This is a genomic window from Streptomyces sp. CBMA291 (assembly GCF_014596525.1).
Lineage (GTDB): Bacteria > Actinomycetota > Actinomycetes > Streptomycetales > Streptomycetaceae > Streptomyces.
Genome location: NZ_MSJP01000102.1, coordinates 18,860 through 30,045, shown reverse-complemented (window position 1 = coordinate 30,045; position 11,186 = coordinate 18,860). Strand labels below are relative to the sequence as shown.

The following is an 11,186-nucleotide window of genomic DNA, read 5'->3' as shown; positions in this document are numbered from 1 at the left end:
GACGGGGGTCAGGCCGGCTGCTGCTCGGCCTTGGCGACGGTGTCCAGGTAGAGCTCCTCGAAGTACTGCGCCAGGATGGTCTGGTGCTCGGCGAGGTAGCGCTTGAACGCGGCGATGTCGTCCTCGTCGCGGAGGAGGTGGCGGACGGCCGCCCAGACCTCGCCGGGGTGGTCGTCGTTGATGTCGGTGTGCGAGTGGTTGATCTGGCCGCCGATGTTGCCCTCGCCGACGGACTGCTTCAGGGCCTCCAGCTTCCTGGGCTCCAGCTTCACGTTCACGTACTCGACGAGGTAGGAGTACGCGACGACGCCGAGGGGGCCCTCGTGGTCGAGGAGGTAGGAGAAGTAGCCGGTGAGCAGCTTGGTGGAGAGGTAGGGCTCGGTGGCCAGGAACTGCTCGCGGGTGACGCCGACCTTCTCCAGGTCGGTGATGAACAGTTCGTCGTGGAGCATTTCCTCCTGCTCGTAGTTGGCCCAGACCTGGGCCGCCTCCGGGCTGCGCTTGGCGATCTCCACCAGGGCCTTGGCCTCGGAGACGCGCAGCAGGCGGATGCGCCAGGCGGTCTCGATCAGGTTGCGCTTGTAGTACTCGGAGTCGACGTTCCTGCCTTCGAGGTGCGCGGCCTCGGGGACGTTGGCGTACCACTCCAGGACCTGCTGGTCGAGCTGCTCGTCGATCTCGGCGCGCAGCTTGGCCGAGGCGGTGGCGCTGAGGAACCGGGTGCGGTCCCCGTAGCCGACGTTCGTGACGCGGTTCGACATGGTTCACCCTTCTTCGGGACGTGCTTGACGTGGGTCGGATCGGTTTTCGGGTCGGGCGGTCTAGAGGGCGTCGGCGACGCGAACGGTCGCGTCGCCCCGCAGCCGGCACTGGCAGGCGAGGCGGTGGGATCCGCCGGTGCGGCCGAGGTCTTCGAGGAAGTCGATTTCGTCGTCGTCGGGTTCGCCGAGGGAGCCGAAGCCCTCCAGTACCTCGATGACGCACGCGCCGCAGGATCCCGAGCGGCATCCGAAGGGGATGAGCTGCTCGGAGATCTCGTACTCGACTTCGGTGAGGGGGGATCCGGCGGGCAGGAGGATCTCGGTTCCCGTCGGAAGAATGGTCAGCTTCTTCATGGTCATGACAGCGGTGTGGGGTCGATGCCGGTGGAGTGCTCCGGTGCGAGGCGGGAGCCGGGGCGCAGGGCGACTGCCACGTGGTTCGCTGCGGTCGCCGCCTCCCCGAAGCCCACCGAGATGAGCGGGACACGGCCTTCGTAGGAGCAGATGTCACCGACCGCGTAAATGCCCGGGAGGTTGGTCCGCATCGCCGTGTCGACGAGGATCCTGCGGTTTTCCATACGGAGTCCCCAATCGGCGATCGGGCCGAGGTTGGTGATGAATCCAAGGGCCGCGACAAGGGATTGCGCGGGTAGGTTCCATTCTTCTTCCCCGGTCCTCACGCGGACTTCCTCCAGGTTTTCGGCGCCATGGCAGGCCGTCACCCGCGCATCGGTCATCACACGGATTCCGGACGCGTACATCTGCTTGACGCCGTGTTCGTGGGCGCGGAAGGCCGAGCGGCGGTGGACGACGGTGACGGACCGCGCGATCGGGGTGAGGGCGAGAGCCCAGTCGACCGCGCTGTCTCCGCCGCCCACGATCACCACGTCACGGTCCCGGTGCTCGTCGAGCCGGGGTACGTGATGCGCCACGCCCCGCCCTTGGTACGGCCCCAGGCAGGGCAGGGTGCGCGGGACGGAACGGCCCAGTCCTGCCGCGACCACGACGGCTCCGGTACGGATCCGTGTGCCGTCCTCCAGGCGGATCACCCAGTCCTTGCCGGGAGCCGCGCTCTTGTCCGAGGTCAGGGAGGTGACCGTGCGGCCGAGCAGGTAGCGCGGGAGGAACGGTGCCACCTGGGCGACCAGATTGTCGACCAGTTCCCTGCCGCGTACGGCCGTGTGCCCGGCGATGTCGTAGATCTTCTTCTCCGGGTACAGGGCCGCGATCTGGCCGCCCGGTTCCGGAAGGGCGTCGACGATCACGCTGGAAAGCCCTCGGAAGCCCGCGCAGTAGGCGGCGTACAGGCCGGCCGGGCCTGCTCCGACCACAGCCACGTCCGCGCTCGTCTCCGCGCCGGCCATGGTCGTATCCACTCGAACTCCCGCTTGCTTCATCCTGAACTCCAGGCCTTTCTGGCGTTAGGTCGAACGGCTCGGCCGCCTTGTCCTCGCGGCCGGGTCATCCTCGTGACGATCGGAGAGCCTTTCTTTCTTCCGTTCGGTTTTCCACGCTTTCCGCGAGAGCGCTCCGACGGTTTCTCTCTTTCCCGTCGGAGCGACTTTCCCGGCGAGCGCTATTTCATAGTTCAGCGGGGCGGCCGAACCGTCAAGAAAAGGCCTCGGAACTCCGTACGCCTTCCTGTTCCGGAGGAATCCGAAAGGCGGTTGTCGGGTCTGGCGCGCCTATGCCTCGGCCGTGTCGACGACGGCGCGGTCCAGCGCGCTGGCGAATCGCTGCCACTCCCGGGCGTAGGAGTCGGCCAGTTCCGCGACGGCGACCGCACAGTGCGGCGGGACCGCGGCCATCAGCTGCCGCCCCTTCTCCAGATCGGGAGCGCGCTCGTTCAGCCAGCGCAGCAGTGCGCGCCCGGACTCGGTGAGGCGGAGGGAGGGGTCCTTCGCCAGGTTCTCGACGCGACGGGCCCTGCCACGCCGTGCGCGCCCCTCCCCCGCCGGCGCCCCGGGGCCGCTCTCCGGGACGTGGTCCCGGCGTCCGCGCGCGGCCCCCGGGCGGGGCGGCGGGGAGCCCTGTTCGTCGCGCCGCATGCGTCGGCGGACCTCGCACGCGGTGCTGACCGAGACGCCTGCGCTGTCGGCTGCCTCCTGGAGCGTGGCGCCGGGGTGCTCGGCGAGGAACGCGCGTACGGCCTCACGGCGTTGGGCCGCGTCGAGCGGGCGGGCGCGGCCGTCCGCCCCGACCCGGACCTTCGACTGGGGAACTTCCCCACTCGAAGCGCGGCGGACGGCGCTGACGGTCTTGGGGGAGAGTCGGGTGATGCGTGCGATCGCCCGGTCCGACAGGTCCGGGTGTGAGGCCAGGATGCGTCCGGCCGCCGCTTTCCGGTCCTTGAGCGTCAGCGGCAGACCGTGGTTGACGTTGGCCGCGACGGAGTGGATGAAGATCTCGGCGGCCGGTCCGTCCAGATAGCGGACCGGGATCACCTCCTCCCCCTGGAGCCTGGCGGCTTGGAGGCGGTGCATTCCGTCGACGACGCGCCGGGTGTCCCGGTGCACCAGGATCGGCTCGATGGCGCCCTGCGCGAGAATCTCGACGTGCTCCCGGCTCACTCCGCCCAGTCGGGGCGAGTCGGCGTCCGCAAGGGAGGCCAGCGGCACCAGATGGATGCCGGAGGAATCGCCCTCCGGTGGTTCCTCAATCTCCCGGACCGTCACTTTCAAACGGTCCGTCAGGCGGTTGGGCGGAGGGGCGTCCGCAAGGTCTATAGGCACCGAGGGCCTGCTTTCTGTCCGGTCTTCCGCGTGGGGGGTTGCAGGTGCCGGGGGCGCGCCGACGGCTCCGGTCGGCGCGGCCTCCGGCGGGAGTGCGGTACGGGGAAACACGAGGTTGGTGCGTCTCACCTGGGGGAACGCGGTATCGCCCCTCCCTCGCGAGGGCGGAGGAGGGGGAAGGCGCGCGGTCCGCTCCGGTGAGTGCGCGCTCCGGGTGGCGGCCCGGGGGCGCGGTGCGCTGAGCGGGAAGGCCGCCGCCGGGGAGCCTGGACCGGCGGGGGCCGACGAGGCCGGAGAGTCCGACGAGGGGCAGTGGACGGCGGCGGACGGCGCACCGGCACGGCCGGAGCCCGGGGGCCCGGTCGTGCCGCGCCGGCCACGCCGCCGCGTACGGGCAGACTTCGCCCCGTGTGCGACGGAGCCGGGCAGGGGCGAAGCGCCGATCGGAGCCTGGCGCCGGATCCCTACGGCAGCACTTTGACGGTGCGCCGTGCTCCGATGCGCCGGTCCGCCCCGGGTCGACAGCCGAAGGCGGTCCCGGCGCGGGGCCGGTCATCTTCGGTGGGCGCGGGGGGCGTGGTGTGGTGCAGCAGTGTCATCGGGACTATCCCTCCCGGGTGATGGACCGCTGTCCCCGAGGCGTGATCTCACCACCGGTCACGGGGTATTCACCGGCAGTGAGGACGAGCCAAGCATAAATAGCGCTATTTATGTGTAGCGCGAAGGGGGGCGTGCCGCGACTTGGGCAAGTCCGCCGGAGTATGCCCGGCGGTGGATTCGCAGGCTACCGACCCCACCGGAAAGACGCCGCGCGTCCGTCGCGGCCCGCCCGTAGGTCCCGAACGCACCCCGGAAGCCGCATTCGCCGCCTTTCTGGCGATACGCACTCCCAGACTTGCCCAAGTCGTCCCGCACCCTCCCGCACCTAGCCCTACATAAATAGCGCTCTTTATGCTTGGTCGGGCCTCGCCTCCGGTACATCCCCCGTCCGGTGGCGGGGCCCTTCAGGCGCCCCACGGGGGCAGCGGTCCGGCACCCGGAAGGGACAAGTCCCGATGACACTGCCGCACGAACCCATGCCCATGCCCATACCCATCCCCCCTACGCTCGCCGAGGACGGCCCGTACCCCTGTCTCCGGCCCTTCAGCGAGGCCGTCTTCGCCTGTCTGCCCCGGGCGGACCAGCGCAAGTGGGCAAGGCTCTACATCGAGGCCCTCCTCCGTACGCCGGGCAAGAAGTCGCCCCGGCGGATGGCGGAATCCGTCAGCGACTCCCCCACGGCCTCGCAGGCACTGCACCAGTTCGTGAACGCCAGCCCCTGGGACTGGCTGGCGGCGCGTCAGGGGCTGCTGCGCTGGGTGGAACAGGCCGGCCCGGTGACGTCCTGGACGCTGGCCCCCGCCTTCATCCCCAAGCGCGGCGACCACTCCGCCGGGGTCCACCGCAGGTTCGACCCCGCCCTCGGCAGGCTGTCGAACTGCCAGTTCGGCGTCGTCACGCTGGCCACGGGCGCGTACGGCCCGCTGCCGGTCGACTGGAACCTGTACATCCCGCGCGGGTGGGCACGGGCGCGGCGGTCCAAGGCCCGGGTGCCGGAGGAGGTCGGCGGGCCCTTGTGGTCACAGGCCGCGGAACTCCTGCGGCGGGCTCCCCTGTGGCATCCTGACGCACATGCCCCTGTCACCGCCGAACTGTCCTGGTTGCCGGACCATGACGCCTTCCTCGCCCATCTGACGCGTGGTGAGCGGCCGTTCGTGGTGGAGGTTCCCTGCACCACGCGCGTCGCGCCCGCCACGGCCCCGGCGGGCCGCTCCTCGGCGCTCACCGTCCGGCAGCTCCTCGTGGAGCGCCCGGCCACCGCCGGGGAGGAGCGTCATCATCTCCTCTCGCTCCCGGTGGTGCTGCCCGGCCCCTCGGCGGAACGGGTCAGGCTCCGGTTGCTCGCCCGGCGAAGGCCCGACGGTTCGGCGCGGGCGTGGCTGACGAATCTGGTCGACCGGCAGTTGCCCGAATTGCTGCCGCTGATGCGCAGGCCACGGCTGGCCGCGAGTGTGGTCTCCGCCCTGAACGGGGGCTTCGGGCTCCAGGACTTCGAGGGCCGGTCGTTTCCCGGATGGCATCACCACACGACGCTGGTGTCCGCCGCCTTCGCCTTCTCCCGGACCGGCGGGCGCGTCGCCGTCGGCGGCGGCGGGCCTCGCGGCTGAGCACGGGCCGGGACCGGCAGGCGCCGGTGTCCGGCGCGCGGTGCTCAGCGTCCGCCCGCGACCAGGCCGCCGAGCATGGCGCGCCAGACCTCGGTGAAGTCGGAGACCGTCGGGCCCTGCTCGGCCGCCGCTCTGCGGGCCTCGGCCGCGGCGCCTTCCACCACGTACCCGATGAGCCGTACGGCGGTGGCCGGCCGTACGTCGGCGACGAGGTCGCCGGAGGCGTGGGCCGTCTCCAGGAGGCGCTGGATCCGCGCGCGGAAGGCGCCGATCCAGCCGGAGTAGACGTGCCCCTCCTCGACGAGACGGACGGCGGCCCGGGTCAGGACATCGCCTTGGAGGGCCGTCGCCACCTGGAGGACGAGGAGCGAGAGTTCGGGGAGCGGCCCCGGGTTCTCGGGGCGTGCCGCGCCCGCGCGGTGCAGTTCGCCGATGCCCGCGTCCACCACCGCCGACGCCAGGATGGCCTTGCTGCGGAAGTGGAAGGTGAGGGCCCCGAGCGTGACGTGTGCTTCCCCGCAGACGCTGTTGAGCGTCGTGCCGTCGTAGCCGTAGCGGTCGAAGTGGCGCGCGGCTGCCAGGACGAGGTTCGCTCGGGTGCATGCGGCTCGTTCGCTGTTCTTCATGGTGGGACCTCGGGATCGCGACGACGATGAGGACATGGGCCCGCCGGGCATCGGACTCCGGACGGGCCGGTCGGACCGGATCGGACTTCCTTCGGGGGCGCCGGGCCGGATCAGGGAGCGCTGTCCATGCCGTGCGGGTCGAGGCGGGGCGGGAGCCATCGGGGGTTGCCCGCGGGGAGCGGGTGCCGACTCGCCGGAACGGGCCGGGCGTACGAGGGCCCGACGGCCACGCCTACGGCCGCGGCCACGCGCGGTCGCCCGTCGGTGAAGGCGGGGCCGGAGCCCGTACCGCCGACGCCGGGCCTCGCCCCGGCGGGGCAGGGGACCGTATCCCCGAAGCCGGTTCCCGTGGCGCCGGGGTCGGTTCTCCGGGCGCGGGAACCGCACCCCGTGTCGAGCGCCGCGCGCTTCGTGCCCGCCCCGGGTCCCTCGGAAGGGGTGGTGCCGGGTCGGTCGGGGTTCTTCCGGCCTCCCGCCGTATCGCGGTTGCCGCCCGTCTTGACGAGGCCAGGCAGGTCCCTCACGTACCGTCCCCCACTTGGGCTGCCCGTGGCCGCGGGCGGCGCGGGCCCGCGGCGGCGGCTCGACGGGCGGTCTGACCATACGGTGAGCGCCGGGTGATGGGCACGAGAACAAGGGAAACCCGGAACGTTCTGGGCAAGTTCGCTGGTGCGCTGTGGTTACCGGGCGGTCCACCCGCCGTCGACCGGGATCACGGCGCCCGTGGTGAACGACGAGCGGTCCGAGCAGAGCCACGCGGCGGTCTGGGCGATCTCGACGGGGTCCGCGAGGCGCCGTTGGATGGCGCGCTCCGTGAAGGGGGCGAGGAGGGCCGGGGTGTCGGAGAGCACCTGGTCCATGAGTTCGGTCCGGGTGCTGCCGACGGCGAGCGCGTTGACGCGGATGCGGTGTTCGGCGTACTCGTCGGCGGCGGCTCTGCTCAGGCCGATGACGGCGTGTTTGGCCGCGATGTAGGGGGCGGAGGCGCCGGTCGCGCGGACTCCCGCGACGCTTGAGGTGTTCACGATGGAGCCGCCGTGTTCGAGCATCACGGCGATCTGGGCGCGCATCGCGTTCCATACGCCTCGGGCGTTGACGTCCATGATGCGGTCGTAGGCGTCGTCGCTCATCAGGTGCATCGGTGTGCCGGTGGAGGTCCAGCCCGCGTTGTTGAAGGCGGCGTGGAGTCCGCCGAAGGTCTCGACCGCCGTCCGCACGGCCGTGCGCATGTCCTCGGCGCGGGTCACGTCGGCCACCACGGCGATGGCCCGCCCGCCCGCCGCGGTGATCCGGTCCACGAGGGCGCGCAGCCGGTCCTCGCGGCGGGCGGTGAGGACGACGCTGGCTTCCTCGCGGGCGAAGAGTTCGGCCGCCGCCGCGCCGATGCCGCTGCTCGCTCCGGTGATGATGACCGTCTTGCCGTGCAACAGGCCCTGTGCGGGCATGGGTCTCCTGCCTTCCCTGTACGGCCCCGCCGCCCGTGGGTTCCTTCGGTGCGGCGGGCTCCGAGCATCGTCGTACGCGTGCCCGTGCCCGGTCTCCGAGTTTCCAGGATCGTCGTACGGATTCCTTGTCCGGTTTCCGCGTGCGGGTTCGCGTGGCGCGGGCCCGGCGGTCTCAGGTGAAGCGGTCCCTGTGGCCGGCCGCCCATTGGGCGAAGGTCGTCGGGGGCCTTCCGGTGAGCCGCTCGACGGTGTCGGTGGTGTGGGCCTTGGCCCCGGCGAGCTGTCGGCCGGCGCTTTCCACCAGGGCGTCGGCCATGGCCTGCGGGTAGCGGCGCGCGTAGCCACGGCGTGCTTCCTCCGGGGAGAGGTCCCGGCAGACGAGGGGGCGGCCCAGTAACTCGGCGAGGACGGCGGTCTGTTCGTGGGCCGACAGGGGCTGCGGGCCGGTGAGCTGGTAGGACCGGAAGTGGTGGCGGGGGTCGCCGAGGAGGCGGGCGGTGACCTCGGCGATGTCCTCGGGTGCGACGCACGCGTTGCGGCTGTGCGGGTGGAGCGCGTGGGTGGCGTCGTGGTCGCGGATGCCGGGTGCCCAGGCCAGGGCGTGGGACATGAAGGAGCGCGGCTGGACCATGGTCCAGGGGATGCCGCTCGCTTTGACGCGGTCCTCGTTGGTCCGCTGCCAGCGGGTGACGAGATCGTGGGCCGCGCCGTCGCGTACGGCCGCCGCGGAGAGTTTGACGAGGTGGCCCACGGGGGCTTCGACGGCCGCGTCGAGGATGTTCCGGTCGTGGGCGGGGCGGGTGGGGTCATTGGTCACGACGAAGAGGACGTCGGCTCCGCGGAAGGCTTCGGCGAGGCTGCCGGGGTCGTCGTAGTCGCAGGCGACGTGCCGGACACCGGGGCGCCGGACACCGGGGGGCGGGGTACGGCTGGCGAGGGTGACGCGGTGGTGCGCCGCGAGGTGCCGGGCCACCAGGGAGGAGATCCGCCCGGTGGCTCCGGTGAGGACGATGTGCCGGGACGGGGGCGCCGTCATGGCTTCGGGGTGGGTACGCGGGTGGGTCCGACGTGGATGTCGTGCCGTATCGCCTCGATGGCGATGCTGGGCAGCAGCAGGTCCCACATGTCGCAGACTCTTTCCGTGAGGTCGGCTCGCTTGGTGGCGAGGTTCGAGTAGACCTGCATGCCGGTGCAGGCGCCGACGACGAACCGGGCGAGCCGGTCGATGTCGACTCCGTCGCGGAGTTCCCCGTGACATCGGGCGACGTCGAGATGGCTGCGCATGAGTGCCTGCCACTTCTCGAAGGAGGTGGCGTCGTTCATGCCGTGGCTGCCCTGTTCGATGGCGAGGCGGACACCCGCGCGCAGGATCGGGTCCCGCTTCATGCGGTCCGCCCACACCAGGGTGATGTCGACGAGGCGCTGGAGTCCGGTCGATTCGAGGTGGGGCTCTATCGTCGTCGGCTGGGCGTTCATCAAGGCTTCGGCCAGGCCCTGCTTCGAGCCGAAGTGGAAGTAGAGCGCGCCGAGGGTGAGGCCCGCCCGCTCCACGATCTGGGTCACCGCCGCCTTCTCGTAGCCGGACTCCTCGAAGACCTCGGCCGCCGCCAGCAGGACTCGCTGCCGTGTCCGAGTAGCCCGCTCCGCCTTGACAGTTGCCACTCTCAACCACTCCTCGACAGACATAGATAACGTAATTTATGTTAGCCCCACCGCAGTCACCCAGGCCATCGACTCAGGGGGAACCGCTGTCATGTCCCACTCTCGCGAGCAAGGGCACGAAGGGCACGACGGAGCGCGGATCGAGGAAACGATTCCTCAGGAACTCGTCCACAAACACGCTTCCACCGAGGTACTCCTCACCGACTGGACCACCCAGGGCGACAACCGGCATACGGTATACGCCCGTTGGCCCCATCTGCACCGCTTCTACCCGTACCCCGACCGGCGTTTCGACCCGCTGCTCTTCGTCGAGACGGTGCGCCAGACCTTCCCGCTGCTGTCCCACGTGGCCTACGGCGTCCCCTTCGGCAGCCATCTGGTCTGGGACGACTTCAGTTTCGAGGTCAGACCCGAGGCGATGACGGTCCCGCAGGGCCCGGCGGACGTGGTCCTGGAGATCACATGCACCGACGTCCGGCTCCGCAGAGGCTGCCTGGTCTCGATGAACATGCACGCCGCCGTACGCCTGAACGGGCGTCACATCGGCGATTCGAGCACCCGGTTCACCAACCACTCCCCCGCCGTCTACCGCAGACTGCGCGGCGAACACGACCTCGCCGAGGTCCGGCGCCGGGCAGTGCCGCCCCCGCCTCCCCTGCCGCCCGCCGCCGTCGGGCACCTGCTGCCCGAGAACGTCGTCCTGGCCGCCACCGAACGCCCGGACCGGTGGCGATTACGGGCCGACATGGACCACCCCGTCCTCTTCGACCACCCGGTCGACCACGCTCCCGGCATGCTCCTGCTCGAAGCGCTCCGGCAGGCCGCCCACGCCGCCTCCCCCACCGCGGACCGCGTGGTGACGGGCATGTCCGTCTCCTTCGAAGGCTGGGTGGAACTGGACGCCGCCGCCTGGGTCTCGGTGGCCCCGCTGCGCGGTGACGTCCTGCGGGCCGTCGTCGAACAGGCCCACGGGACCTGCCTGACCGCCGAGATCACCCTCGGCCCCGTACCGCCCGCCCGCCCCCGCGGTTCGGACCACGCGCCCCTCCAGATGGCGACAACCGGCCTCACCACTCACTAGATCCGGCCGTTCTCGGCCCGGACCAGGGCAGCCCCTTCTTTCGGCTCCGCGAGGAAGCGGGCGCCCGGGTCGGTGCGACCCGGACGCCTGCCCGGCCTGCCGTAGGACACGACGGCCCCGCCATCGGACACGACCGCCCCGCCATCGGTCGCGGTCGCGGTCGCGGTCGCGGTCGACGAGCCGAGTGCGCGGCTACTCCCTCGTGTTCGCCATCGCCAGGAGCCCCTGGAGCTGTTCGTGGCTGACGGGGGCTCCGGGGAAGCCCGCCAGGCGTCCGATCGGGAACGAGGCCATCATCTTGCGCAGCCCCTCGTCGTCCGCCATCACCGACGTCGCGTCGGTCTCCGACGAGTTGCCGTACGACGGATTGTCCTCAAGGCGCAGCGGGATGGTCTCGGTGAGCTTGCCCGAGGGGTTGACGACGCCGTACAGGATGTCGGCGGTCGCGCCGCCGCCCGCCTGGCCGAGCAGCCATCCCTCGACGAGGGCGGGGACGCGGTCGCGGAAGGGCAGGGCGACGACGCCGCCGTTGGAGAGCACGACCACCGTGTTCGGGTTGGCCGCGAGGACGGCGTCGAGCAGTTCGAGCTGTTCGGCCGGGAGGTCGAGGTGCTCGCGGTCGAAGCCCTCGGACTCCTGCGCCGGGGGCAGGCCGAGGAAGAGGACGGCGAC

10 protein-coding genes and 1 pseudogene are annotated in these 11,186 nt (G+C 71.3%); 2 read left to right on the top strand and 9 right to left on the bottom strand.

Annotated features, from left to right (window positions below):
* Positions 1-8: 8 nt before the first annotated feature.
* From BU197_RS24700 to BU197_RS24685, 4 genes are all read right to left on the bottom strand, one after another.
* On the bottom strand, positions 9-761 hold the full coding sequence (locus BU197_RS24700; RefSeq protein ID WP_188270517.1) for a hypothetical protein: 753 nt from the start codon (positions 759-761) through the stop codon (positions 9-11).
* Positions 762-821: 60 nt separating this feature from the next.
* Positions 822-1,121, bottom strand: coding sequence for a 2Fe-2S iron-sulfur cluster-binding protein (locus BU197_RS24695; protein WP_188270516.1), 300 nt, complete (start codon positions 1,119-1,121; stop codon positions 822-824).
* A complete protein-coding gene (locus BU197_RS24690) occupies positions 1,118-2,125 on the bottom strand; it encodes an NAD(P)/FAD-dependent oxidoreductase (RefSeq protein WP_188270515.1) in 1,008 nt (335 codons plus the stop codon). The genes BU197_RS24695 and BU197_RS24690 overlap by 4 nt, the downstream gene beginning before the upstream one ends.
* 321 nt (positions 2,126-2,446) lie before the next feature.
* Positions 2,447-3,436, bottom strand: coding sequence for a ParB/RepB/Spo0J family partition protein (locus BU197_RS24685; protein WP_317452214.1), 990 nt, complete (start codon positions 3,434-3,436; stop codon positions 2,447-2,449).
* A gap of 1,139 nt (positions 3,437-4,575) precedes the next feature.
* On the opposite strand from BU197_RS24685, the gene BU197_RS24680 reads away from it, so the two are divergent.
* The gene (locus BU197_RS24680) at positions 4,576-5,700 is read left to right on the top strand and encodes a transposase (protein ID WP_223183385.1); all 1,125 of its coding nucleotides are present in this window, start codon (positions 4,576-4,578) and stop codon (positions 5,698-5,700) included.
* A 44-nt stretch (positions 5,701-5,744) separates the two neighbouring features.
* On the opposite strand, the gene BU197_RS24675 is transcribed toward BU197_RS24680, so the two are convergent.
* The 4 genes from BU197_RS24675 to BU197_RS24660 form a co-directional block, all read right to left on the bottom strand.
* Positions 5,745-6,326, bottom strand: a complete 582-nt coding sequence (locus tag BU197_RS24675; RefSeq protein ID WP_188270513.1) for a TetR/AcrR family transcriptional regulator — start codon at positions 6,324-6,326, stop codon at positions 5,745-5,747.
* Positions 6,327-7,006: 680 nt separating this feature from the next.
* Positions 7,007-7,771: an SDR family NAD(P)-dependent oxidoreductase gene (locus tag BU197_RS24670; RefSeq protein WP_188270512.1), complete on the bottom strand. Its 765-nt coding sequence runs from the start codon at positions 7,769-7,771 to the stop codon at positions 7,007-7,009.
* A gap of 172 nt (positions 7,772-7,943) precedes the next feature.
* A complete protein-coding gene (locus BU197_RS24665) occupies positions 7,944-8,807 on the bottom strand; it encodes an NAD(P)H-binding protein (RefSeq protein ID WP_188270511.1) in 864 nt (287 codons plus the stop codon).
* A complete protein-coding gene (locus BU197_RS24660; protein ID WP_188270510.1) occupies positions 8,804-9,433 on the bottom strand; it encodes a ScbR family autoregulator-binding transcription factor in 630 nt (209 codons plus the stop codon). Before BU197_RS24660 ends, BU197_RS24665 begins: the two co-directional genes overlap by 4 nt.
* A 91-nt stretch (positions 9,434-9,524) precedes the next feature.
* Here BU197_RS24660 and BU197_RS24655 point away from each other — a divergent pair, with 91 nt between their 5' ends.
* Entirely contained in the window at positions 9,525-10,514 is a 990-nt protein-coding gene (locus BU197_RS24655; protein WP_188270509.1) for a ScbA/BarX family gamma-butyrolactone biosynthesis protein, read from the top strand.
* A gap of 357 nt (positions 10,515-10,871) precedes the next feature.
* On the opposite strand, the pseudogene BU197_RS24650 reads toward BU197_RS24655, so the two are convergent.
* Positions 10,872-11,183 (bottom strand): annotated as a pseudogene (locus BU197_RS24650) (glycoside hydrolase family 3 protein); the annotation flags it as partial.
* Positions 11,184-11,186: the final 3 nt, after the last annotated feature.

Coding starts and splice junctions, on each gene's coding strand:
- BU197_RS24700 (WP_188270517.1), bottom strand. CDS start 761: ATGTCGAACCGCGTCACGAACGTCGGCTACGGGGACCGCACCCGGTTC.
- BU197_RS24695 (WP_188270516.1), bottom strand. CDS start 1,121: ATGACCATGAAGAAGCTGACCATTCTTCCGACGGGAACCGAGATCCTC.
- BU197_RS24690 (WP_188270515.1), bottom strand. CDS start 2,125: ATGGCCGGCGCGGAGACGAGCGCGGACGTGGCTGTGGTCGGAGCAGGC.
- BU197_RS24680 (WP_223183385.1), top strand. CDS start 4,576: ATGCCCATACCCATCCCCCCTACGCTCGCCGAGGACGGCCCGTACCCC.
- BU197_RS24675 (WP_188270513.1), bottom strand. CDS start 6,326: ATGAAGAACAGCGAACGAGCCGCATGCACCCGAGCGAACCTCGTCCTG.
- BU197_RS24670 (WP_188270512.1), bottom strand. CDS start 7,771: ATGCCCGCACAGGGCCTGTTGCACGGCAAGACGGTCATCATCACCGGA.
- BU197_RS24665 (WP_188270511.1), bottom strand. CDS start 8,807: ATGACGGCGCCCCCGTCCCGGCACATCGTCCTCACCGGAGCCACCGGG.
- BU197_RS24655 (WP_188270509.1), top strand. CDS start 9,525: ATGTCCCACTCTCGCGAGCAAGGGCACGAAGGGCACGACGGAGCGCGG.